General features: G+C 73.0%; 24 protein-coding genes and 1 pseudogene. 16 read left to right on the forward strand and 9 right to left on the reverse strand.

Annotated features, from left to right (window positions below; all coding sequences use genetic code 11):
- Positions 1 to 2: 2 nt before the first annotated feature.
- Both N5875_RS33750 and N5875_RS33755 read left to right on the forward strand, forming a co-directional pair.
- A complete protein-coding gene (locus tag N5875_RS33750) occupies positions 3 to 602 on the forward strand; it encodes a transglutaminase family protein (protein ID WP_318207339.1) in 600 nt (199 codons plus the stop codon).
- Between the two features lie 26 nt (positions 603 to 628).
- Complete coding sequence (locus N5875_RS33755; RefSeq protein ID WP_318206463.1) at positions 629 to 1,321, forward strand: phenylalanine--tRNA ligase beta subunit-related protein; 693 nt, start codon at positions 629 to 631, stop codon at positions 1,319 to 1,321.
- A gap of 36 nt (positions 1,322 to 1,357) precedes the next feature.
- On the opposite strand, the gene N5875_RS33760 is transcribed toward N5875_RS33755, so the two are convergent.
- Entirely contained in the window at positions 1,358 to 2,080 is a 723-nt protein-coding gene (locus N5875_RS33760; RefSeq protein WP_318206462.1) for a lysophospholipid acyltransferase family protein, read from the reverse strand.
- A gap of 309 nt (positions 2,081 to 2,389) precedes the next feature.
- Here N5875_RS33760 and N5875_RS33765 point away from each other — a divergent pair, with 309 nt between their 5' ends.
- The 5 genes from N5875_RS33765 to N5875_RS33785 all read left to right on the forward strand — a co-directional run bounded on the left by N5875_RS33765 (position 2,390) and on the right by N5875_RS33785 (position 6,921).
- Complete coding sequence (locus N5875_RS33765; RefSeq protein ID WP_318207338.1) at positions 2,390 to 2,689, forward strand: thioredoxin family protein; 300 nt, start codon at positions 2,390 to 2,392, stop codon at positions 2,687 to 2,689.
- A gap of 197 nt (positions 2,690 to 2,886) precedes the next feature.
- On the forward strand, positions 2,887 to 3,417 hold the full coding sequence (locus tag N5875_RS33770; protein WP_318206461.1) for a flavin reductase family protein: 531 nt from the start codon (positions 2,887 to 2,889) through the stop codon (positions 3,415 to 3,417).
- A gap of 199 nt (positions 3,418 to 3,616) precedes the next feature.
- Entirely contained in the window at positions 3,617 to 4,411 is a 795-nt protein-coding gene (locus N5875_RS33775; RefSeq protein WP_318206460.1) for an electron transfer flavoprotein subunit beta/FixA family protein, read from the forward strand.
- 86 nt (positions 4,412 to 4,497) lie between these two features.
- On the forward strand, positions 4,498 to 5,460 hold the full coding sequence (locus N5875_RS33780; protein WP_318206459.1) for an electron transfer flavoprotein subunit alpha/FixB family protein: 963 nt from the start codon (positions 4,498 to 4,500) through the stop codon (positions 5,458 to 5,460).
- Between the two features lie 171 nt (positions 5,461 to 5,631).
- Positions 5,632 to 6,921, forward strand: a complete 1,290-nt coding sequence (locus tag N5875_RS33785; RefSeq protein WP_338498017.1) for an aldolase/citrate lyase family protein — start codon at positions 5,632 to 5,634, stop codon at positions 6,919 to 6,921.
- A gap of 180 nt (positions 6,922 to 7,101) precedes the next feature.
- Here the strand turns inward: N5875_RS33785 and N5875_RS33790 are convergent, their stop codons facing one another.
- Positions 7,102 to 8,136, reverse strand: a complete 1,035-nt coding sequence (locus tag N5875_RS33790; protein WP_318206457.1) for a LacI family DNA-binding transcriptional regulator — start codon at positions 8,134 to 8,136, stop codon at positions 7,102 to 7,104.
- 193 nt (positions 8,137 to 8,329) lie between these two features.
- Here N5875_RS33790 and N5875_RS33795 point away from each other — a divergent pair, with 193 nt between their 5' ends.
- Positions 8,330 to 9,277, forward strand: coding sequence for an ROK family protein (locus N5875_RS33795; RefSeq protein WP_338498019.1), 948 nt, complete (start codon positions 8,330 to 8,332; stop codon positions 9,275 to 9,277).
- Between the two features lie 30 nt (positions 9,278 to 9,307).
- Here N5875_RS33795 and N5875_RS33800 read toward each other — a convergent pair whose 3' ends face one another.
- Entirely contained in the window at positions 9,308 to 9,490 is a 183-nt protein-coding gene (locus tag N5875_RS33800; RefSeq protein WP_318206455.1) for a hypothetical protein, read from the reverse strand.
- A gap of 155 nt (positions 9,491 to 9,645) precedes the next feature.
- On the opposite strand from N5875_RS33800, the gene N5875_RS33805 reads away from it, so the two are divergent.
- Positions 9,646 to 10,680: an NUDIX domain-containing protein gene (locus tag N5875_RS33805; RefSeq protein WP_318206454.1), complete on the forward strand. Its 1,035-nt coding sequence runs from the start codon at positions 9,646 to 9,648 to the stop codon at positions 10,678 to 10,680.
- A gap of 76 nt (positions 10,681 to 10,756) precedes the next feature.
- On the opposite strand, the gene N5875_RS33810 is transcribed toward N5875_RS33805, so the two are convergent.
- Positions 10,757 to 11,449, reverse strand: coding sequence for an MBL fold metallo-hydrolase (locus N5875_RS33810; RefSeq protein ID WP_318207337.1), 693 nt, complete (start codon positions 11,447 to 11,449; stop codon positions 10,757 to 10,759).
- A gap of 94 nt (positions 11,450 to 11,543) precedes the next feature.
- Complete coding sequence (locus N5875_RS33815; protein ID WP_338498023.1) at positions 11,544 to 12,908, reverse strand: dipeptidase; 1,365 nt, start codon at positions 12,906 to 12,908, stop codon at positions 11,544 to 11,546.
- A 363-nt stretch (positions 12,909 to 13,271) separates the two neighbouring features.
- Here N5875_RS33815 and N5875_RS33820 point away from each other — a divergent pair, with 363 nt between their 5' ends.
- Complete coding sequence (locus N5875_RS33820) at positions 13,272 to 14,675, forward strand: geranylgeranyl reductase family protein (RefSeq protein WP_338499341.1); 1,404 nt, start codon at positions 13,272 to 13,274, stop codon at positions 14,673 to 14,675.
- 58 nt (positions 14,676 to 14,733) lie between these two features.
- Here the strand turns inward: N5875_RS33820 and N5875_RS33825 are convergent, their stop codons facing one another.
- The gene (locus N5875_RS33825) at positions 14,734 to 15,243 is read right to left on the reverse strand and encodes a nitroreductase/quinone reductase family protein (protein ID WP_338498025.1); all 510 of its coding nucleotides are present in this window, start codon (positions 15,241 to 15,243) and stop codon (positions 14,734 to 14,736) included.
- Positions 15,244 to 15,376: 133 nt separating this feature from the next.
- On the opposite strand from N5875_RS33825, the gene N5875_RS33830 reads away from it, so the two are divergent.
- The 3 genes from N5875_RS33830 to N5875_RS33840 all read left to right on the forward strand — a co-directional run bounded on the left by N5875_RS33830 (position 15,377) and on the right by N5875_RS33840 (position 18,235).
- A complete protein-coding gene (locus tag N5875_RS33830) occupies positions 15,377 to 16,072 on the forward strand; it encodes a TetR/AcrR family transcriptional regulator (protein WP_338498028.1) in 696 nt (231 codons plus the stop codon).
- A 127-nt stretch (positions 16,073 to 16,199) separates the two neighbouring features.
- Positions 16,200 to 17,573 carry a sensor histidine kinase gene (locus N5875_RS33835; RefSeq protein WP_338498030.1) on the forward strand — a complete coding sequence of 458 codons (1,374 nt, stop codon included), beginning with the start codon at positions 16,200 to 16,202 and terminating at the stop codon, positions 17,571 to 17,573.
- Positions 17,570 to 18,235, forward strand: coding sequence for a response regulator transcription factor (locus tag N5875_RS33840; RefSeq protein WP_318206449.1), 666 nt, complete (start codon positions 17,570 to 17,572; stop codon positions 18,233 to 18,235). The genes N5875_RS33835 and N5875_RS33840 overlap by 4 nt, the downstream gene beginning before the upstream one ends.
- A gap of 51 nt (positions 18,236 to 18,286) precedes the next feature.
- Here N5875_RS33840 and N5875_RS33845 read toward each other — a convergent pair whose 3' ends face one another.
- Complete coding sequence (locus N5875_RS33845; RefSeq protein WP_338499342.1) at positions 18,287 to 19,060, reverse strand: maleylpyruvate isomerase family mycothiol-dependent enzyme; 774 nt, start codon at positions 19,058 to 19,060, stop codon at positions 18,287 to 18,289.
- Between the two features lie 59 nt (positions 19,061 to 19,119).
- A complete protein-coding gene (locus N5875_RS33850) occupies positions 19,120 to 20,349 on the reverse strand; it encodes an MFS transporter (protein ID WP_338498033.1) in 1,230 nt (409 codons plus the stop codon).
- Between the two features lie 332 nt (positions 20,350 to 20,681).
- Between N5875_RS33850 and N5875_RS33855 the strand changes: the two genes are divergently transcribed.
- The gene (locus tag N5875_RS33855) at positions 20,682 to 20,915 is read left to right on the forward strand and encodes a hypothetical protein (RefSeq protein ID WP_318206447.1); all 234 of its coding nucleotides are present in this window, start codon (positions 20,682 to 20,684) and stop codon (positions 20,913 to 20,915) included.
- 149 nt (positions 20,916 to 21,064) lie between these two features.
- Positions 21,065 to 22,291, forward strand: a complete 1,227-nt coding sequence (locus tag N5875_RS33860) for an ROK family protein (protein WP_318206446.1) — start codon at positions 21,065 to 21,067, stop codon at positions 22,289 to 22,291.
- A 24-nt stretch (positions 22,292 to 22,315) separates the two neighbouring features.
- On the opposite strand, the gene N5875_RS33865 is transcribed toward N5875_RS33860, so the two are convergent.
- Positions 22,316 to 22,789, reverse strand: a complete 474-nt coding sequence (locus N5875_RS33865; RefSeq protein ID WP_318206445.1) for an SRPBCC family protein — start codon at positions 22,787 to 22,789, stop codon at positions 22,316 to 22,318.
- 17 nt (positions 22,790 to 22,806) lie between these two features.
- Here N5875_RS33865 and N5875_RS33870 point away from each other — a divergent pair.
- Positions 22,807 to 23,115 (forward strand): annotated as a pseudogene (locus tag N5875_RS33870) (SUMF1/EgtB/PvdO family nonheme iron enzyme); the annotation flags it as partial.
- Between the last annotated feature and the right edge of the window lie 70 nt (positions 23,116 to 23,185).

Below are 23,185 nucleotides of genomic sequence, written 5' to 3' on the forward strand. Positions count from 1 at the left end.
CCATAGAACTCATCCAGCAGAGCCCTGACGTCGCCGCTTATCTGGCCGCGAGCGAGGCGGTCGACCACGAACACCCGGTGGTCCGGGCCGCCGTCCGTCATCTCGCCGATGAGCACCCCGATGCATACGCATACGCCGAAGCGGCCTACCGGTACGTACGCGACACCATTCCGCACTCCGCCGACGCCGACGACCCCCGCGTCACCTGGCGCGCCTCCGACGTCCTGGAGCAGCGCACCGGCATCTGCTACGCCAAGTCGATCGCGTACGCCGCGCTCCTGCGGGCCCGCGACATCCCGGCCGCTCTCTGCTACCAGCGGCTCGCCGACGACGACGGCTCGAACCCGGTGATCCACGGTCTCGTCGCCGTGCTGCTGCCCGGGGAGCGGTCCTGGGCCCGCCAGGACGTGCGCGGGAACAAGCCCGGAATCGACGCCCAGTTCTCCCTGCGGGAGGAGCGGCTGGCCTGGGCCGTACGGCCAGAGTGCAATGAAGTGGATTATCCGGTGCTCTACACTGAACCGCATCCGGCTGTTCTGGACGCGCTGCGCGCCGCCCCCGACCGGCCGTACCTCTGGCGGACGCTCCCCACCGAGCTCTGACCCCGGACATCAGCGAACGGCGGACCATGACCCTCACGCTCACCGTCTCCGACGAGGTGCGCACCCTCGTACCCGGCTTCACCGCTCTGGTGATCGAGGCCCACGGCCTGGTCAACGGACCCAGCGACGAGGTCGGCTCGGGCCTCCTCGACGATGCCGCGCGCCGGCTCGCCGAGCGGCTCGACGGCCGGACCCCGGACCAGGACCCGCACATCGCCGCCTGGCGCGCCGCGTACACCGCGTTCGGCGCCAAGCCCTCCCGCACCCGCAACTCCGCGGAGGCGCTCGCCAAGCGGGCGCTCGCGGACGGCGGGCTGCCCCGCATCAACCGGCTCGTCGACGCCTACAACGCGGTCAGCGTCGCCCACCTCATCCCCGTCGGCGGCGAGGACCTGGGCAGGATCCGGGGCGCCATGCGCCTGGTCCGCGCCACCGGCGACGAGCCCTTCGTCACCATGGCGGGCGGTGCGGAGACGGTGGAGCACCCCGAGCCCGGGGAGATCGTCTGGTGCGACGAGGAGGGCGTGACCTGCCGCCGCTGGAACTGGCGCCAGGGCCCCCGTACCCGCATCGACGACGACACCGTCGACGCGCTCTTCCTGCTCGAATCGCTCGCCCCGATGACCCGGGACGAGCTCCTCGCGGCGGGCGCCGAGCTGGCGGAGTCGCTGGAGAAGCTCAGCCCTGGGGCCCGGATCACGGTCCGCGATCCGGAGTGACGATTCAGCGGGGCGCCGTTCGGTCTCGCCCTGCCGTCAGCCGGCGTCCTTGACCTCGGCCGGCGTCGGAGCCGTGCCCCCGAGGTGCGCGGGCACCCACCACGTGTCGTTCGCGTCCTTGGGGCGCACCGGGTAGGCGCGCTGCGCGGCCTCCAGGAGCTCCTGGACGCGCTCGCGCAGCCGTCGCGTGATGGCGCCCGCGTACTGGTCGGAGGGAGCCTCCACGGGCTCGCCGACGCGGATCGTCACCGGGATGTGGCTGCGCCTGAAGTTGCGCGGCCGGCCCTTGGTCCAGACCCGCTGCGTACCCCAGAGCGCCATCGGGATCAGCGGCACCCCGGCCTCCTGGGCGAGCCGCGCCGCACCCGTCTTGAAGCCCTTGAGCGTGAACGACTGGGAGATGGTCGCCTCGGGGAAGACGCCGATGATCTCGCCCGCCCGCAGCGACTCCAGCGCGTGCTTGTAGGCGTGCTCGCCCGCCGAACGGTCCACCGGGATGTGCTTCATGCCGCGCATCAGCGGCCCCGAGATCTTGTGCCGGAAGACCGAGTCCTTCGCCATGAAGCGCACGAGGCGCTTCTGCGGGAGCGCGGCCAGGCCCGTGAAGATGAAGTCCAGATAGCTGATGTGATTGGAGACGAGCACCGCGCCACCCGTGCGCGGGATGTGCTCCGAACCCTGCGTGTCGATCTTCAGGTCGAGCGCCTTGAACATGGTCAGAGCGGCGCCGACGACCGGCCGATACACGAGTTCTGCCATCTGAGAGGAACCCCTTCTTCTGTGCCTGGGGAGGGTTCTCCCGGCGAAGTTACGCAGCCGTAGGTTTTCGGCTTTGGGCAGATCGTGCCCCATGTGGGCCGCCGTGACCAGTCCAGGCGGCTTCGTACAGGGAGATTCTCGTCACTCGTGGTGGTCGTGGCGGGAATCGAACCCTCTCGTGCGACGCTGCACCAGGTGAGACGGACGACAGAGAAGGGAACAGGGGTGACCGAGATACCCGGAACCGAAGGAACCGACACGCCGGGACCCGAGGGAACCGACACGCCGGGACCCGAGGGAACCGACACGCTGGGACCCGAGGTGCTCGGCGTCCCCCTGGGGGAGCGGGCCACCCTGGTCCAGTTCTCCACCGCGTTCTGTCAGCCCTGCCGGGCCACCCGGCGCACCCTCGCCGAAGTCGCCGCGATGGTCCCGGGCGTCGGGCACGTGGAGGTCGACGCCGAGGAACGGCTCGATCTCGTACGCGCGCTCGGCATCGCCAGGACCCCCACCGTCCTCGTCCTCGACCGCACCGGCCGCGTCGTCCGCCGGGCCGCGGGACAGCCGCGCAAGGCCGACGTCATCGCCGCCCTGGGGCGGGCGGTCTGACGCGGTGACACTTCTCCCACATCCCGGTACGCACTTGACTGCACGCGGCAACGATCGCCACTCTGGCGGGGTGCCCCAAGAACTCCTTCTCTACGGCCGGACCCATGTGGACCTGGCCCGCAACGCGAGCGCGCGCTGTCCGGGTGTCTGACCACCCCCGGACCTCTCTCATGCCGCCCTCGCAGAAGGACAACTCCATGACGGTCACGCCCGACCTCCGACCCGGCACCGTTCCCGCCATCGGCGCACCCCGACAGGCCTCCCCGGATCTGCTCCGTTCCGTCTTCCGCCGGCATGCGGCCGGCGTCGCGGTCGTCACCGCGCACGGGGAGCGCCCCGTCGGCTTCACCGCGACCTCGCTCAACTCCGTCGCCGCCGACCCTCCGCTGATCTCCTTCGGGGTGGGCACGAGCTCCTCCAGCTGGCCCGTGCTGGCCGAGGCCGAGCACATCGGCGTCCACATACTCGGCGAGCACCAGCAGGAGCTCGCCGCCACCTTCGCCCGCAGCGGCGCCGACCGCTTCGGCGAGGGGACCCGCTGGAGCGCGGGACCCGAGGGCGTGCCGGTGCTCGACGGCGTACTCGCCTGGCTGGTCTGCCGCGTGGTCGCCCGGGTGCCCGCCGGTGACCACCGGATCGTGATCGCGCAGGCGGTCGCCGGGGACCCGGACGGGGCGGGTCGGCCGCTCCTGTACCACCACGGCCGCTTCAACGCGCTGCGCGACTGAGAGTTCCCGTGCGCGGCGCTCTGCGCGCGTTGGGCAGATCACATCGCTGAGCGCTTGCTTACTGGTAACGGACTGGGTGTACTGGCGAGTAATATTTCGGTCGGGGCGTCCGGCGCCCCGACCGGAAACCCGCCCTTCAGGCGCCTATGCTGCGAGCAACAAGGCAGCCCAGTTATGACGATGCAGTAGGAGAGCCGGCGTGAGCTTGAGGATCGTTGTCTGTGTGAAGTACGTGCCCGACGCGACCGGAGACCGTAAGTTCGCGGACGACCTGACGGTCGACCGCGACGACGTCGACGGCCTGCTGTCGGAGCTCGACGAGTACGCCGTCGAGCAGGCACTGCAGATCGCCGAAGAGGCGGACGACGCCGAGGTCACCGTGCTGACGGTCGGCCCCGAGGACGCCAAGGACGCGCTGCGCAAGGCGCTCTCCATGGGCGCCGACAAGGCCGTCCACGTCGAGGACGACGACCTCCACGGCACCGACGTCATGGGCACCTCGCTGGTGCTCGCCAAGGCGATCGAGAAGACCGGCTACGACGTCGTCATCGCCGGTATGGCCTCCACCGACGGCACCATGGGTGTCCTCCCGGCGATCCTCGCCGAGCGCCTGGGCGTCCCGCAGGTCACGCTGCTCTCCGAGGTGAAGATCGAGGGTGGCCCCAACGGCATCGTGACCGGCCGCCGTGACGGCGACACCGCCTCCGAGCAGCTGGAGGCCTCCCTGCCGGCGGTCGTCTCCGTGACCGACCAGTCGGGCGAGGCGCGCTACCCCTCCTTCAAGGGCATCATGGCCGCCAAGAAGAAGCCGGTGGAGTCCCTGGAGCTGGACGACCTGGACATCGACGCGGACGAGGTCGGCCTCGCCGGTGCCTGGACCGCGGTCGACTCCGCCGCCGAGCGTCCGGCGCGCACCGCCGGCACGATCGTCAAGGACGAGGGCGAGGGCGGCAAGCAGCTCGCCGAGTTCCTCGCGAGCCAGAAGTTCATCTAAGAGGCAGTCTCGCGAGCCCGGAGATCGTCCGGGACTCGCGCGAGCCCCTCAGACCGCCCCTTTCGTTCGCAGGAGATTGAAGTCCCATGGCTGAGATTCTCGTCTACGTCGACCACGTCGACGGAGCCGTCCGCAAGCCCACCCTGGAGCTGCTGACCCTCGCCCGCCGCATCGGCGAGCCGGTCGCCGTCGCGCTGGGCAACGGCGCCGCCGACACCGCGGCCGTCCTGGCCGAGCACGGTGCGGTGAAGGTCCTCACGGCCGACGCCCCCGAGTTCACCGAGTACCTCGTCGTCCCCAAGGTCGACGCGCTCCAGGCCGCGTACGAGTCCGTGTCCCCGGCCGCCGTGCTCGTCCCGTCCTCCGCCGAGGGCAAGGAGATCGCGGCCCGCCTCGCGGTCCGCATCGGCTCCGGCATCATCACGGACGCCGTGGACCTGGAGGCCGGTGACGAGGGCCCGGTCGCGACGCAGTCCGCGTTCGCCGCCTCCTTCACCACCAAGTCCCGTGTCTCCAAGGGCACCCCGGTCATCACGGTCAAGCCGAACTCGGCTCCCGTCGAGGCCGCCCCGGCCGCCGGCGCCGTCGAGGCCCTCGCGGTCTCCTTCGGCGCGCTGGCCACCGGCACCAAGGTGACCGCCCGTACCCCGCGCGAGTCGACCGGCCGCCCGGAGCTGACCGAGGCCGCGATCGTGGTCTCCGGTGGCCGTGGCGTCAACGGTGCCGAGAACTTCGGGATCATCGAGGCGCTCGCCGACTCGCTCGGTGCCGCCGTCGGCGCCTCGCGTGCCGCCGTCGACGCCGGCTGGTACCCGCACTCCAACCAGGTCGGCCAGACCGGCAAGTCGGTCTCGCCGCAGCTGTACATCGCCTCCGGCATCTCCGGCGCGATCCAGCACCGCGCGGGCATGCAGACCTCGAAGACGATCGTCGCGATCAACAAGGACGCCGAGGCGCCGATCTTCGACCTGGTCGACTACGGCGTCGTGGGCGACCTCTTCGATGTCGTCCCGCAGCTGACCGAAGAGGTCAAGTCCCGCAAGGGCTGATCTCGCGGCGCAGGCGTGACCTGCGCTTCTGTACGGTCCGGGGGCCGCGCGGTGATGATCACCGCGCGGCCCCCTGTCGTTTCGGACAACCATTGACTCAGGTCCCGACGGACTACTAACTTCGCCATACGGATTGTTGATTCCGTGAAGCGGAAAATAGGAGGATGTGGGATGGGTCAGCAGGAGAAGGTGTCGACGAGCCTCGCGGGCGCGGTCAGCGAGGGCATCAGCGCCTCCCTCGCAGCGGTGGACGCCGAGCTGGACCGCCGCTACCCGGGAGACCCCGGCACCCGCCAGCCCGTCCACACCGTCTACGTCCCCGGCAACGTCTTCGAGGCCGGAACGATCCGCTCCTGGGGTGACCAGGCCCTCGCCGCCCTCGACGAGCACGCCCCCGACGCGGCTTCCTTCGCGTCCGTCCTCGGCCTCTCCGACGACCTCGCCGAGGACGTCTACGGCCGCGTGGTCGCCAAGCTGGAGCGCGAGCCCATCGAGGACCTCCGGGTCGACTTCGAGGACGGGTACGCCGGCGAGGACGAGGATCAGGACGCCGCCCGCGCCGCCCGGCTGATCTCGGACGCCTACCGGAACGGCACGGCCGCCCCGTACATGGGCATCCGGATGAAGTGCATGGAGTCCGCGGTCCGCGACCGGGGCATCCGCACCACGGACGTCTTCCTCACCGGCCTCCTGGAGAACGGCGGCCTCCCCGACGGGCTCGTCCTCACCCTCCCCAAGGTCACCTACCCCGAGCAGGTCTCCGCCTTCGTCCGCCTCCTGGAGGCCTTCGAGAAGGCCCACGGCCTCGACGCCGGCCGCCTCGGCTTCGAGATCCAGATCGAGACCAGCCAGTCCATCCTCGCCACCGACGGCACCGCCGCCGTCGCCCGCATGATCGGCGCTGCCGAGGGCCGTGCCACCGGACTGCACTACGGCACCTTCGACTACAGCGCCTGCCTCGGCGTCTCCGCCGCCTACCAGGCCAGCGACCACCCGGCCGCCGACCACGCCAAGGCGATCATGCAGGTCGCCGCGGCGGGCACGGGCGTACGGGTCTCCGACGGCTCCACCAACGTCCTCCCGGTCGGCTCCACCGAGCACGTCCACGAGGCCTGGCGCCTCCACTACGGCCTCACCCGCCGCGCCCTCGCCCGCGCGTACTACCAGGGCTGGGACATGCACCCGGGTCACATCCCCACCCGGTACGCCGCCGTCTTCTCCTTCTACCGCGAGGGCTTCGAGGCCGCCGCCAAGCGCCTCTCCGCGTACGCCAACCACGCCGGCGGCGACGTCATGGACGAGCCGGCGACGGCCAAGGCGCTGAGCTCGTACCTGCTGCGCGGCATCGACTGCGGCGCCCTCGACACCGCCGAGGTCGACGCGCTCACCGGCATGAACCGGGCCGCCCTCGACCGCTTCGCGGCCCCGCGCCGCGGCGACCTCACGGCCTCCGCCGAGTAGCGTCACCACCGCCGGGGCCGCCGCGTCGGTGGCCCCCCGAGTGCGCTGCCCGGACGACCGCCGCTTGGACAGTCGCTGCCCGGACGGCCGTTGCCCGGACGGCCGTTGCCCGGACGGCCGTTGTCCGGGCGGCGGCTGGTCGGAGGGCGGCTGGTCGGAGGGTGGCGCTCGGGCCGTCGCTCAGACGGCCGGCGGCGGGATCTCGCCCGAGCCGCGCGCCAGGAGCGTCGTGCCGAGCACCACCTGCTCCGGCGCGTCGTCGACCCCGTCCAGACGCCGGAAGAGACGCTCCGCCGCCGTCCGGCCGAGCGCGGCCGCGTCCTGGGCGATGACCGTGATGCCGAGCAGGTCGGCCAGCTCCATGTCGTCGAATCCGACCAGGGCCACCGGCCGAGGGCGCCCCGCGAGGGCACGGACCACCGTGACCATCACCCGGTTGTTCCCGGCGAACAGCGCCGTCACGGGCTCCGGCGCGTCCAGCATCTCCCGTACGGCCGTCCTCACCCGCTCAGGCTCCGTGGAGCCCAGCGAGACCCAGGCGTCGTCGACCGCCAGGCCCGCGTCCTCCATCGCCGCGCGGTAGCCGCGCAGCCGCTCGGACGCGGTGTGGATACGGGGCCGGTCACCGATGAAGCCGATCCGCCGGTGTCCGTGGGCGATCAGATGGGCCACACCGTCACGCGCCCCGCCGAAGCTGTCGGACAGCACGGCGTCGACGTCGATCAGCCCGGCGGGGCGGTCGACGAAGACGGTGGCGACGCCCGCCCTGATCTCCGGCTCCAGATACCGGTGGTCGTCACCGGCGGGGATGACGATCAGACCGTCGACCCGGCGCGCGCAGAGGGCGAGCGCCAACTCCTGCTCCCGGGCCGGGTCCTCGGCGCTCGAACCGTTGATGAGCAGGGCCCCGTGCGCCCGCGCGACCTCCTCGACCGCCCGGCTGAGCGGCCCGTAGAACGGGTCGGCGAGATCCTCCAGTACGAGGCCGACGGTCGCCGTCCTGCCCTTGCGCAGCACCCGCGCGCTGTCGTTGCGGCGGAAGCCGAGGACCTCGATGGCCTCCTGGACCCGTCGCTCGGTGTCCGGGGTGACCCCGGGCTCGCCGTTCACGACCCGGGACACCGTCTTCAGGCCGACGCCCGCGCGCGCGGCGACGTCCTTCATCGTGGGCCGGTTGCCGTAGCGGTGCTCGGTGCGGCGGGCGATGTCGGCCACGGTGCGCGGTTCCTCCGTCGAAGGGCGGGTCGACCGGCCAAGAGCGGTGCGGCCGGTCGTACGGCGGTGTCTGATCGACTCCTTGGCCGAATCATAGGGCCTGGACAACGTTGTCATGGGAGGGGAGACTGTACGGAACGGGACACCATAGACACCGTTCCGCCCCACGTCGCCGACTGGAGTCCCCGCGCCCATGCAGACCGATCCCGCCACGGGCCCCCTCGACGGACTCGTCGTCGCTCTCGACATCGGGGGCACCAAGATCGCCGGTGCCCTGGTCGACTCCGAGGGGCGCATTCGTGTCCGCTCTCAGCGGCCCACGCCCGCGCGTGAGGACGGCGAGACGGTGATGGGCGCGGTCGGGGACGTGCTCGCCGACCTCGCGGGCTCGCCCCTGTGGGAGGCCGCCGGGGCCGTCGGCATCGGCAGCGCGGGCCCGGTCGACGCGTACCGGGGGACGGTCAGCCCGGTCAACGTGCCGGGCTGGCGCGACTTCCCGCTCGTCGAACGGGTCCACAAGGCGGCGGGCGGACGGCCCGTCACCCTGGTCGGCGACGGCGTCGCCATGACGGCGGCCGAGCACTGGCTCGGCGCCGCCCGTGGCCACGACAACGCCCTCTGCCTCGTGGTCTCCACGGGCGTCGGCGGCGGCCTCGTCCTCGGTGGCAGGCTCCACCCCGGCCCCACCGGCAACGCCGGTCACATCGGCCACATGGTGGTGGACATGGACGGCGAGCCCTGCGCCTGCGGCGGACGTGGCTGCGTCGAACGCATCGCCAGCGGCCCGCACATCGCCCGCCGCGCCCTGGAGAACGGCTGGCGCCCCGGGCCCGGCGGCGACGCCTCCGCGGCAGCCGTGGCCGCCGCGGCGCGCGCGGGGGACCCGGTCGCCGTCGCCTCGTTCGAGCGGGCGGCCCAGGCCCTCGCGGCGGGCATCGCCGCGACGGCGACCCTGGTCGAGATCGACATCGCGGTCGTCGGCGGCGGGGTGGCGGGCGCCGGGGAGGTCCTCTTCGCCCCGCTGCGCCGCGGCCTCGCCACGTACGCCACGCTCGACTTCGTCCGGAACCTGACCGTGGTCCCGGCCCTCACGGGCACCGACGCGGGCCTCCTCGGCGCCGCGGCGGCGGCGGTGTCCTGACGCGGCCGCCCGGCGGGCCGGACCCCCGGCTCACTCCTCGCGTACCCGCTCCGCCGTCCGTTGTTCGACGATCACCAGGAAGGTGTCGGACGCCAGGTCCATGACGACCCGCGCCGGCACCCCCTCGTCACGTCGCGCCCCGGCGAACTCCTCCGCCGGCCAGCTGCCCCGCGGACCGCCGGCCGGAAAACGTTCAAGAACCCTACGACTCATTCTCCGCACCCCCTCGTGCTTGCCGTTCTCAACGACCCCCGCGCGGAAGTGTCACGCACATGCCCAAGCGGACGCATATGCCAGGACATGTGTTCGTGGTTTCCGTGGCAGGGTGTTGGGGGCAATCCACAGGGGGCTGTCGAAGAGGGGGAATCGTGATCGTCTGGGTCAACGGTGCGTTCGGCGCGGGGAAGTCCAGCACCGCGCGCGAGCTGGTCGATCTGATCCCGAACAGCACGCTGTACGACCCCGAGGTCACCGGCGGGGGCCTGCGCACCCTCCTTCCGGCCAAACGGCTCGCCGAGGTCGAGGACTACCAGGACCTGCCGATCTGGCGGCGCCTGGTGGTCGACACCGCGGCCGCCCTGCTCGCCGAGCTCGGCGGCGTCCTGGTCGTCCCCATGACCCTGCTGCGCCAGGAGTACCGGGACGAGATCTTCGGCGGGCTCGCCGCCCGTCGCATCGACGTCCGCCATGTGCTGCTCGCCCCGGAGGAAACGATCCTGCGGCAGCGGATCGACAACAGGTCCGAGTACGACGACCCCGACATCGACGCCCGCGTCCGGGAGTGGTGCCACGGCCATCTCGCGCCGTACCGGGCCGCGCTCGACTGGCTCGCCGACGACGCGTACGTGGTCGACACCTCGGCGCTCACCGTGGCCGAGGTCGCCCGGTCCGTGGCCGACGCGGTCCGGGTGGGCCGCGCTGCCCCCTGTGGCATCGTCCAGACCCCCGAACCGACCGGTGAGACCGTCGCCGCCGGAGTCCTGCTCTTCGACGAGCAGGACCGTTTCCTCCTGGTCGACCCGACCTACAAGCCGGGCTGGGAGTTCCCCGGCGGCGTCGTCGAGGCGGGCGAACCCCCGGCCCGCGCCGGACTGCGCGAGGTGGCCGAGGAGATAGGCCTCGAACTCGACGCCGTGCCCCGCCTCCTGCTCGTCGACTGGGAACGCCCCGAGCCCCCTGGCTACGGCGGACTCCGCCTCCTCTTCGACGGCGGCACGCTGGGCCCCGCGGACACGGCCCGCCTCCACCTCCCCGGCGCCGAGCTCCGCGACTGGCGCTTCGTCACCGAGGAGGAGGCCGCCGACCTCCTGCCCCCCGTCCGCTACCGCCGCCTCCGCTGGGCCCTGCGCGCCCGCGAACGCGGCACGGTGCTCAACCTGGAGGCCGGGGACCCGGTGGGCTGACGGGACGGCTGACGGCCGGGGCCAGGAACCCGGTGGGCTGACGGCCGGGGACGGAGGCCGGCGCCGACGGCCTTCGTCAGGCCGTTGCCGTCGCTGCCGCCGCCCTCAGCCGGGCCGCCGTGTCCGAGGTCACCGGCGCGCCGTGACCGCAGCACAGCACCGACGGGCCCAGTTTCGCGAGCAGCCGCATCGAGTCCAGGGCGAGAGCGCGGTCGACATGGAACACACCGAACATCACGTCCGGCACCGACGCCACCGTGTCCCCGGTGAACAGCACGCCGTGACGCGGGAGATGGACGGCGATCGAGCCGGGCGTGTGGCCGGGGGCGTGCACCACCACCGCGCCGTCGCCGAAGTCGAGCACCTCGCCGTCCTCGACCTCCCGGTCGACCCGGGTCGGCGGCGCCTCCGGCGAGGTCACCCCGTGCTCGAACAGCGGGAGTTCCCAGTCCAGGAGGTGCGGCTCCGGCACCGGCGCCTCGCCCCGGATCACCGGCGCGTCGAGCCCGTGCGCGAGGATCTCGGCCCCGTGCCGGTCCGCCAGCTCCTGCGCCGCGCCCACGTGGTCCCGGTGGCAGTGGGTCAGCACGATGCGGCGCAGCCGGTCCGGGTCCAGGCCGGCGGACCGTATGGCCTCCGCCGTCTCGTCCGCCAGGCCGGCCCAGCCGGCGTCGATCAAGGTCAGCTCCTCCTCGTCCTGCCAGAGGTAGGCCTGGCCGATGGAGTAGTCGAGGAGGTGCAGTCGCGGGGTGATCCTGGTGAGTTCGATGGGTGCCATACGGCGAACCTACGCATCTGCGCAGGTCCGCCGTATGCTTCTACGCTCTCGGCGAGCTTCGCCGAACGCTGAATGTGTCCATCCGTCAGTTCTGCTTCGAGCGGGCGTAGTTGAGCAGGAAGTGCGCCTCGGCGACCGACAGTCGCTCCAGCTCGTCCGGCGAGACGGACTCGTTGGGCGCGTGGATCTGCGCCTCCGGCTCGCTCAGACCGATCAGCAGGATCTCCGACTCCGGGTACAGCGAGGCAAGCGTGTTGCACAGCGGGATCGAGCCGCCCATCCCCGCCGTCTGCATCTCCTGGCCGGGGTACGCGATCCGCATCGCCTCGGCCATCGAGGCGTACGCCGGGCTCGACGTGTCCGCCTGGAACGGCTGGCCCTGACCGACCTGTTCGAGCGAGACCCGGGCGTTCCACGGCGTGTGCGCCTCGATGTGCGCGAAGAGCAGCTTCGTCACCTCGGCCGAGTCCAGGCCCGGCGGCACCCGCAGGCTGATCTGGGCACGGGCCGAGGACGGGATCGACGGGGTCGCCCCGGCCACCGGGTGGCAGTCGATGCCGACGACGGTGACGGCGGGACGCGCCCAGATCCGGTCGGCGACCGTACCGGCGCCCGGCAGCGACACCCCGGAGAGGACCTTGGCGTCCTGGCGGAAGTCATCCTCCGGGTACTGCAGCCCCTCCCACACCTGCTCGCCCGGCAGCCCGTCGATGACGGTCGAACCGTCCGGGCCGCGCAGCGAGTCCAGTACGCGAATGAGCGCGGCCAGCGCGTCCGGCGCCGCGCCGCCGAACTGACCGGAGTGCAGATTGCCCTCCAGGGTGTCGATCCCCACCCGGATCATCGTCATGCCGCGCAGGGTCGCGGTCACGGTCGGCAGACCCACCCGGAAGTTGCCCGCGTCGCCGATCACGATCGCGTCGGAGACGAGCAGCTCGGGGTGCTGCTCCGCGTACCGCTCGAGACCGCCGGTCCCCTGCTCCTCCGAACCCTCGACGATCACCTTGACCGTCACGGGAATGCCGCCGTTCGCCTTCAGGGCGCGCAGCGCGAGCAGGTGCAGGATGAAGCCGCCCTTGCAGTCGGCCGTGCCACGCCCGTACCAGCGACCGTTCCGCTCCGTCAGCTCGAACGGCGGGGTGAGCCAGGCGGCCTCGTCCAGCTTCGGCTGCACGTCGTAGTGCGCGTACAGAAGGACGGTCGGCGCGCCGACCGGGCCGGGCAGGATGCCGTACACGGCCTGCGAGCCGTCCGGGGTGTCGAGCAGGGCCACGTCCTGGAAGCCCTCGGCGCGCAGCGAGTCCGCGACCCAGTTCGCGGCGCCCTCGCACTCGCTGCGGGGCGCCACGGCCTCGTCCGCCACCGACTCGAAGGCCACCAGCTCCGTGAGCTCGGCCTTGGCACGGGGCATCAGGGACCGGACGGTCTCGGCGATCGGATTCGAGGTCATGGGCACGCTCCTGATGGGTGCGACGTTTACGACGTAAGGACGGCGTTCGGCGTATGTCGTGGTACGGCGAACGCACCGTCGATCCTACGGCGCGGGCCTCTGGCTACCGCGCCGTAGGATGCGTCAGGAGCAGACCACCGGTCGGATCAGGAGCAGAAGGACATCGTGAGCAGCGAGCAAGCGGAGAACGCCGGTCCGGAGAACACCGCGCCCGAAGGCGCGGCTCCTGAGGGCATCACGGACGCGGTGTCGGACGAGGTCACGGACGCTGAGACGTCGCATGCACCGCATGACGGAGCGCCGGCCGAGGAGGCGTCGCTGGACGCCGTGGACGCCGTGGACGCCGTGGACGTTGGGACCGCCCTGGACGGTGCGGACGACGAGAACACCGAGGTCTGGGACGTCGTGGTCGTCGGCGCGGGCCCCGGCGGCGCGTCCGCGGCCTACGCGGCGGCGGTGGCCGGGCGACGGGTGCTGCTCCTGGAGAAGTCCGAGCTGCCCCGGTACAAGACCTGCGGCGGCGGCATCATCGGCCCCTCCCGCGACTGTCTGCCGCCTGGCTTCGAACTGCCCCTCCAGGACCGGGTGCACGCCGTCACCTTCTCCCTGGACGGCCGCTTCGCCCGTACCCGCCGCTCGCGGAAGATGCTCTTCGGGCTCATCAACCGTCCGGAGTTCGACGCCCAGCTCGTCGAGCACGCCCAGAAGGCGGGCGCCGAGCTGCGGACCGGGGTCACGGTGACCCGCGTGGAGCAGCACGGCCCGGCGGTGCCGGACCGGCGGACCGTCGCCGTGGTCCTCGCCGACGGCGAGACGGTGCTCGCACGCGCGGTCGTCGGCGCCGACGGCAGTGCCAGCCGGATAGGCGCGCATGTCGGGGTGAAGCTCGGCCAGGTCGACCTGGGCCTGGAGGCGGAGATTCCCGTACCGCCGTCCGTGGCCGAGGACTGGAAGGGCCGCGTCCTCATCGACTGGGGCCCGATGCCCGGCAGTTACGGGTGGGTCTTCCCCAAGGGCGACACCCTGACGGTCGGCGTCATCTCGGCGCGCGGCGAGGGCGCCGCCACCAAGCGGTACATGGAGGACTTCGTCGCCCGGCTCGGCCTGTCCGGCTTCGAGCCCACGATCTCCTCCGGTCATCTGACACGCTGCCGCACCGACGACTCGCCGCTCTCCCGCGGCCGGGTCCTCGTCTGCGGTGACGCGGCCGGGCTCCTGGAGCCGTGGACGCGTGAGGGCATCTCGTACGCGCTCCGTTCGGGCCGGCTGGCCGGCGAGTGGGCGGTGCGGGTCGCCGAGGCGAACGACGCGGTCGACGCCCGGCGTCAGGCCCTGAATTACGCCTTCGCCATCAAGGCCGGGCTCGGTGTCGAGATGGCCGTCGGCCGGCGGATGCTCGCCGTCTTCGAGCGGCGGCCAGGGCTGCTGCATGCGACGCTCACGGGGCTGCGACCCGCCTGGAACGCGTTCGCCGACATCACCCGGGGTTCGGCGACGCTCGGCGGCATGGTCCGCTCGAACGGCATGGCCCGCCGGGCCCTCGAGATCCTCGACAAGCGCATGGACACCTCGTCGGGTGTCGGCCCGGCGGGCCGGGGCGTCGGCAAGGGCGAGCGGTCGGCACCCGAGGCCGATGAGAACGCGGGCGGGAAGCCCGATGCGACGCAGGCGAACGTGAAGGCGGACGGGCAGGCGGATGTGCAGGCCGACGTGAAGGTCGAGGCCTCCGCGAAGCCGGAGACACCCGAGGCCCCGGAAGTGGTCTGACGCCTGTTGGCGCACATGAAGTGAGAGAGGCGGACGGGCTCCGCCGCTCCGGCCGGTTTCACGCGGCGGGAGTGGTGGGGCCCGTCGGCGTGACGCGGAAGACGGGGTGCTTCGGCGCGATGGCACGCAGCTCCTCGTCGGAGGAGTCGGGGCCGACGCCGCCGAAGAAGACACCGACCTCGGCCTTCCCGCGCTTGAGGTAGGCGCGCAGCAGCGCGGGCTTGTCGTTGTCGGACACCTCGACGACGGTGAAGTCCTGCACGTGCTTGCCGAGGATCAGCTGCCCGCCACCGGCGACCCGCATGTTGTGGGTCCACTGGACGTGGCCGCGGGGGGCCACGAGGTAGCGGTCGCCGTCCACCGTGAGGAGGTTGACGGGAGTACGGCGCCATTCGCCGCTCTTGCGGCCGCGGACGGCGAGGACGCGGGAGCCCCAGACGCTGTAGCCGCGACGGGTCGCCCAGGCGACGGTGCGGTTGAGGACGTTCACGGTGAACCAGCCGGGCTGCATGACGTGGGCGGCGGGGCTGGAGCCGGCGGGGCTGGAGTCGGTGGGCCGTGCGGACATGGGTTCCTCCTGCGGGGGATCAAAGTGTGAGCACTGCTCTCGCTTGATTCGAGTGTGCAGGAATCACCGCTCACAATCAAGAGCACTGCTCTCATTTCGTATCGGTGCTCTGAAACTGGTTACACTGCTCTCCATGACGACCGTTCGAGGAGCCCGCGCCCGCGCCCGTATCGAGATCACCGCCGCCATCAAGGACGAGGCCCGCACGCAGTTGGCCGCCGAAGGCGCCGCCAAGTTGTCCCTGCGGGCCGTCGCCCGTGAGCTGGGCATGGTCTCCTCCGCGCTCTACCGCTACTTCCCGAGCCGCGACGAGCTGCTCACCGCCCTGATCGTCGACGCGTACGACGCGATCGGCGCCGCCGCGGAGAAGGCCGCCGCCGAGACCGCGGGGGAGCGGCCCCTGGAGCGGTGGACCGCCGTCTGCCGGGCCGCCCGCGCCTGGGCCGTCGCCCACCCGCACGAGTACGCCCTGATCTACGGCTCCCCGGTCCCCGGCTACAGCGCGCCCCAGGACACGATCGTCCCCGCCTCCCGCGTCGGTCTCGTCCTGATCGAGACGGCGCGCAGCGCGCACGCCGGCGAGGGCGTCGCCCCCCGCCCGCTCCCGGAAGGGCTCCGTCCCGAGGCCGCCCGGCTGGCCGCCGACATCGCCCCGGACCTCCCTCCGGCCCTCGCGGTCACGCTCGTGGCCGCCTGGTCGCAGCTCTTCGGACTGATCTCCTTCGAGGTGTTCGGCCACTTCCACAACATCGTCGAGGACCGCGACACGTTCTTCACGGCGGCCGCCCGCCGCCTCGGCCAGGACGTGGGCCTGCTGCCGCGCGGCTGAGATCGCGCCACGGGCCTCGGCGCCCGCGCCTCGTACGGACGGGCCGCCGCCTACTCCGCCGGGAGTACGGGGGGCCACCCCGTCGGGCTGACGTCTCCACGGGCCCCTCACGGTTAGCGTGGCGGGCATGGATCAGGAACGGAGGCGCGGGCGCGAGCACGGGCACGACGGCGCGAGGCCGACACGCGAGCCGGGGGAGCGCCGGCCGCATGAGCACCGGCCGCATCAGCACCGGCCGCACGAGCGTCGCGCGCATGGGCTCCGGCGGCATGAGCTCCACGCGCATGAGCACCCGGACCGGGCGGCCGGCCGCGAGTGGGGCCGGTGGCAGCGCGGGGACGGCGGCAGCGGCCTGCCCTGGCGTTCCACGCTCCTGATCGCCGTGGTCGTCATGGCGGGGACCGGGTTCGCCGCGCGGAACCAGCCCGACCGGGAGGCGCTCGACGCGCTCGGGCGCGCCCTGCTGCTCCTCGGCGCGGCGCCCCTGCTGTTCCGTCACCGGTGGCCGGTACCGGTGGTGTTCGGCGTCGCGGCCGTCACCTTCGGCTATCTCCTGGCCGGCTACCCGTACGGCCCGGTGTTCGTCATGGTCGCCGTCGCCTGTTTCGCGGCCGTCGTCCACGGGCACCGGACCGCCGCCGCCTGGGCCCTCGGCCTGCTGTGGGCAGGTCATCTGCTGCTCTCGCACTGGCTCTACCGCTGGCTGCCCCCGGCGGGCGACGGGCCCGCCCCGTGGGGGCAGGAGCTTCCCGCGGCCGCGTTCGCCGTCGCCGTGCTGGCCGCCTCCGAGACGGTCCGGGTACGGCGCGAGCAGCGGGCGCAACTGCGGGCCGACCGGGCCGCCGCCGAGCAGCGCCGCGCCGACGAGGAACGGCTCCGTATCGCCCGGGAACTCCACGACGTGCTCGCCCACTCGATCTCCGTGATCAACGTGCAGGCCGGGGTCGGCCTCGCCCTCCTGGACTCCGACCCGGAGCAGGCCCGCACCGCTCTGACCACCATCAAGGCGGCCAGCAAGGAGGCGCTCGGCGAGGTGCGGCAGGTCCTCGACACCCTCCGTACCCGCGGCGACGCGCCCCGCGCGCCCGCCCCCGGACTCGGCCGCCTCCGCGAACTCGTCGAGCAGGCCGGCGCCGCGGGCCTCACCGTCACCGTCGCGCGGACTGGCCGGCGTACCGACCTGCCGCCCGGCGCCGACCTCGCCGCCTTCCGGATCGTGCAGGAGGCACTCACCAACGTGGTGCGCCACTCCGGTTCGCGTACGGCCCGGGTGCGGATCGGGTACGCCTCCGGGCACCTGGACCTGACGGTCGACGACGACGGCCCCGCCACCGGCACCGAGGCGGGAGGCAGCGGCAACGGACTCGCCGGCATGCGGGAGCGCGCCGCGGCCCTCGGTGGCACCATCGAGGCGGGCGCACGCCCGGACGGCGGCTTCCGCGTCCACGCCGTACTCCCGTTCCCCCACGAAGAGCCCCCGCCACCGCAGGAGATCCCGTGATCCGAGTGCTGCTCGCCGACGACCAGTCGCTGGTCCGGGCGGGGTTCCGCGCGCTGCTCGACGCCCAGCCGGACATCGAGGTCGCGGGGGAGGCCGCCGACGGCGACGAGGCCGTGAAGGGGGTGCGTGCCCTGCGCCCCGACGTCGTCCTCATGGACATCCGGATGCCGGGCCTCGACGGTCTCGAGGCCACCCGCCGCATCACGGACGACCCGGACCTCGGCGAGATCCGGGTCGTCATGCTGACCACCTTCGAACTCGACGAGTACGTCTTCGAGGCGATCCGTGCCGGCGCCTCCGGCTTCCTGGTCAAGGACACCGAGCCGGAAGAACTGCTGCGGGCCGTGCGGGCCGTCGTCCACGGGGACGCACTGCTCTCCCCGGGCGTGACCCGCCGCCTGATCGAGGAGTTCGCGGCCCGCTCGAAGGCCCCGGGGGCGACGGCGGCCCTCGGCGCCCTGACCGAGCGGGAACGGGAGGTGATGGCCCTGGTGGGCATCGGCCTGTCGAACGAGGAGATCGCCCGCAGACTGGTCGTCAGCCCCCTCACCGCCAAGACGCACGTGAGCCGCGCCATGGTGAAGCTGGGCGCCCGGGACCGCGCCCAACTCGTCGTCCTCGCCTACGAGTCGGGTCTCGTCCGCCCCGGCTGGCTCGGCTGAGACCCAGCGGGCTGCCCGGAGAGTCCCAGTCCGGACCAGGTGGTCCCGGGTTCAGGACCAGGTGATCCCGGAGGTCTCGCGCCACACCCGCGCGAGCTCCTCGTCACCGGTGAGCGTCACGGCGTCGACGGGCAGCCGGTTCCACAGGACGAGGTAGAGCCGGTCGGCGGCCCCGACGAGTTCGGCGTCCGCCGGACCCGTGGCGGCACCCCGCTCGGTGCGGTTGGCGGTGCCCCGCTCGGTGCGGGGTGGTTCCGTCGCCGAGAGCCGTACGGTCCACACGTCGCCCGTGTCGGTCGCGCGCACCCGCAGCGTCCGAGGCTCGGCCGTCCGCACCCGGCTGCGGTCCCGGCCGTGGAACCGGAACAGCAGCTCGTCGATGCCGTCGACGGCGACCGTCGGCTCCACCGGACCCGGCCCCGCCGCGAGCGCCGACTCGGCGTCCGCGCGATGGACGGTGGTCTCGTGCGCCTGCCGCCGTGCCCAGAAGGCGAGCGGCGAGGGCGCGGGCAGGAAGGTCCAGCACTCCAGGGACTCCGGCGCCGCCCGCAGTGCTGCGACGAGACCCGCGTGCCCCTCGCGGAAATGGGCGAGCAGCTCGTCACCGTCGAGCGAGGTCTCGCCGCCGTCCGGCTGGTACGTGGTGTGCGCGTGGGCCACGAGATCCGTGGCCCAGCGGTGCACCATCGAGGTGTGCCGGAGAAGGTCCCGCACCCGCCATCCGGGACAGGTCGGCACCTCCGCGTCCGGCCCCGCCTCGGCCGCCGCCACCGCCAGGGCCCGGCCGGCGGCCGCCAGCGTGTCGATGTACTCCTCGACCTTCAACGTTCCCCCGTTCGACGCGTCCATGGGCGCATTCTCGCAGCCATGGGTGCGCCGGGGAGTCAACTCACCCGAGAGGCTCCGGCGTTCCGCGCCCAGTAGCCCATGACGGCCGCGCCGGCGGCGAGGACGGCGACGGTCGTGAGCGCCACCGGCAGGGAGAACCAGTCGGCGAGGAACCCGATGGACGGCGGGCCGAGCAGCATGCCCCCGTAGCCGAGCGTGGACGCGGTCGCCACCCCGCCGGGACCGGCGACGGCACCGGCGCGGGCCACGGCGACGGGGAAGATGTTGGCGAGCCCGAGTCCGGTGATCGCGAAGCCGAGCAGGGTGGCCCAGATGCTCGGCGCGAGCGCGCCGAGCAGCATTCCGGCCGCGGCGGTGGCGCCGCCCAGGACCAAGGTCCGTGTCTGGCCGAGGCGTTCGAGCAGGGCGGTGCCGGAGAGACGCCCGGCGGTCATGGTCAGCGCGAAGACGGAGTACCCGGCGGCGGCCACCCCCGGGTGCGCGCCGAGGTCCTGCTCCAGGTGGAGGGCGCCCCAGTCGGCGAGTGCCCCCTCGCCGTACGCCGTGCACAGCGCGATCACACCGAAGACGAGCACGATGCGCCGTGACCCGCCGGACCGCCCGCCCTCCGCACCGGCCGCGGGCGGCAGGGATTCGGGCGGTGGGGCGGGGGAGGGGTGGCGCAGGAGTACGGGCCCGGCGACGGCGGTGAGCACCAGACCGACGCCGGTCAGCCCCAGCAGATGGGCGGTCGGGGACAGGCCCCCGGCGAGCAGTCCACCGAGGCCGGCCCCGATCATGCCGCCGAGGCTGAACGCGGCGTGGAAGCTGGGCATCACCGGGCGCCGGAGCGCGGTCACGAGATCCACGGCGGCGCTGTTCATGGCGACGTTGATCCCGCCGTACGCCGCGCCGAACACGAGGAGGACGAGACCGAGGGCGAGCGGGGACCGGGTGAGCGCCGGCAGCGCGACCGACAGCGACAGGAGTACGGCGGTGGCGACGGTGACGACGTGGGAGCCGTGACGACGGCAGAGCCGCCCGGTCAGCGTCATGGTGATGACGGCGCCGGCGGACACCCCGAGAAGGGCGAGGCCGAGGTCACCGGCCGAGGCGCCGGTCTGCTGCTTGACGGCGGGGATCCGGACGACCCAGCCGGCGAACAGGAAACCGTCGAGAGCGAAGAAGAGGGTCAGGGCGACGCGGAGGCGGGACAGGGGGTGGGTGGCGGTGTCTCCGCCGGAGCCCCCCGGAACGGCCGTCCGTACTTTGTTTAGTAGCGGCACAAACTCAGGATAGGGGGATCCCCCGGCCGCAATCAAGCGAGCGACGGGCGAATCCGAAGCCTTCTCCGGACCGGCCCTGATACCCCCATGGCTTCCGCCCCGATACGTGATGCCCACCGCCGTGCCCGCTGTCCGGGCGACAAAGGCCAGGTCACCGCGGTGCGAGTGATCCCCAATGGGCGGCTGGAGAGCATCGTTTCTGCGCCTGTGCGACCCCGGGATCCGACTGCCCGGCATTGGAGTGAGACGCCGTGTCTCGCCTGTACCCGAGGCGTTTGACCGGCAGACGAGCACCTTCTGGCGCGTCATTTCCGAGATCTCGAGGAGTAGCTATGCGTTCTCTCGCCGCGTCTGTCCTGGCCGTGGGCATTCTGCTGGGCGGCGCCGGTGGCGCGCTCGCCAACGACGGATTCGGGGCGGGGTACTTCTCCGCCGGGGGCGCGGGCTTCAGCTCGCACTGCGCGGCGGCCGGCGTCCCGTCCGTGTACGGAACGATCTTCACCGGCTCGTGTTCGGAGAAGGGCTGGGAGAAGGGCCCGGAGGGCGCGTTCCTCGGCGCCCACTGACCTGACGCCACCCCCCCGGCCTCGGGCGAGGACGCAGCCCTCGCCCGAGGCCGGCCCGCAAAGGGAGAAGCCCAGGGGGAAGCCCAGGGGGAGCCCAAGGGGGAGCCCAAGGGGACATCCCATCCCCCGATCATGGGAGACTCCACCCCATGAACGGCAAGGCGACGACGACCCGGACACGGCTGGACAGGGGGCGCAGCGCGCTCGGCCCCGCGCTGGAACTGGTGCACACCGGCAGGGCGCCGACCAGGGCCGTCCTCACCGCCGAACTGGGCGTCACCAGGGCCACCGCCGGCGCGGTCGCCGCCGAGCTGGAGGCTCTCGGCCTCATCCGCGTGGACTCGAACCCCGGCGCCGCCGCAGGGTCCCAGGGCCGCCCCTCCCACCGCCTCGCCGTCGACGAGAAGGGACCCGTCGCCCTCGCCGCCCAGGTCCACGCCGACGGTTTCCGCGCCGCGCTCGTCGGCCTCGGCGGCACCATCGTGGCCACCGTTCCCGGCTGCGTGACCGTCTCCGCCGACCCGGCCCAGGTCCTCGGCGAGGTCGTCGAGGCCGGAGTCGACCTGCTCAGGGAGAGCGGTCGCCGCTGCGTCGGCGCGGGGCTCGCCGCCCCCTCGGCCGTGGCCGAGCCCGAGGGCACCGCGCTGAACCCGCTGCACCTCGCCTGGCCCGCCGGGGCACAGGTCCGGGAGATCTTCGCCGAGCGGGTACGGGCCGCCGGCATCGAAGGCCCCGCCTTCACCGGCAACGACGTGAACCTCGCCGCCCTGGCCGAGCACCGCCACGGCGCGGGCCGCGGCGCCCGCGACCTGCTCTGCGTGGCCACCGGCCACCGAGGGGTCGGCGGCGCGCTCGTCCTCGACGGTCGCCTGCACACCGGCAGCGCCGGCCTCGCCCTGGAGGTCGGCCACCTCACGGTGAACCCGGAGGGCCGCGCCTGTCACTGCGGCAGCCGCGGCTGCCTGGACGTGGAGACCGACCCGCTGGCCTTCCTCACGGCCGCCGGCCGCGCCCCCGGCCCCGAGCTGTCCCTGCTCCAGCAGGCCCGCGACCTGCTGCGCACGAGCCCCGACGACCTGGGCGTACGGGTCGCGGTGGGGGAGCTGATCGACCGTCTGGGCCTCGGCCTCGCGGGCCTGGTGAACATCCTCAACCCGGACCGGATCATCCTCGGCGGCCTCCACCGTGAGCTGCTCGACGCGGACCCGGAGCGCCTCCGCGCGGTCGTCGCCGACCGCAGCCTCTGGGGCCGCAGCGGCGGAGTGCCGATCCTCCCCTGCACCCTGGACCACAACAGCCTCGTCGGCGCGGCCGAGCTGGCGTGGCAGCCGGTCCTGGACGACCCGCTCGCGGCGCTGGGCCGAGAGCCGGTCTGACCGCGCGCCCCGCTCCGGGCGGCGTCACGCCTGCGGGTCGGGCCGCCCCTCGGCCAGCGCGGCCAAGCGCTCCAGGGCCATCCGCGTACCGGCCTCGTTGTCGGCGGCGGGCACGCCGTCGGGCACTCCTTCGTGAACGACGACGACGTCCGTGCCGCCCTCCAGCGCGATCAGGGTCGTGGTGAGGGTCATGGGGCCCTGAAGCCGCGGGTCCGATGTCTCGAACTCGGTGATCTCGACGACGCGTTCGTCCGGGAGCAGCTCGACGAAGCGCCCGTGGTACGTGTCCGTGCGGGCCCCCGACTTGCCGGTGCCGTCGGCCGTGTCGTAGGTGAGCGAGACCCGGAAGTTTCCCCCCTCGCGGGCGTCGAACTCGTGGACCTCGCAGGTCATTCCGTACGGCACTCGCCAGCGGGCGACGGCCTCCGGGTCGAGCAGGGCCCGGTAGACCGCCGAGGGCGGGGCGTCGACATGGCGGGAAACGCGCGTGGTGTACACGTGTCCCACGCTAGGCCCTGTCCCACCGGATCGCCCGGACCCCGGTCACGATCGGCCGGTGGACCCCCTTCGCGGCGGTCACCGGCCGGGCGGTTCCCCAGGGTCCGGCGCACCACCCGGTCACCGGGGTCACCTGGCAGGCGGCGACTGCCCCCTGCCGCTGGGTGGGGGAGCGGCTCGGCGGCATCGAGGTGCGGCTCCCCACGGAGGACGAGCGGGAGCGCGCCGCCCGAGGCGACGACGGCCGGGAGTTCCTGTGGGGAGACGAGTACCGGCGCGGCTTGGCCGACCGCGTGGACCGCGGCATCGGCACCACCACACCGGTCGCTCGTTCGGTCACCCCCCGTTCGCGGATGACCCCCGGTCGAGGCTGTCGAACGGCGTACGGTCCCCTTC

Source organism: Streptomyces sp. SJL17-4 (assembly GCF_036826855.1).
Lineage (GTDB): Bacteria > Actinomycetota > Actinomycetes > Streptomycetales > Streptomycetaceae > Streptomyces.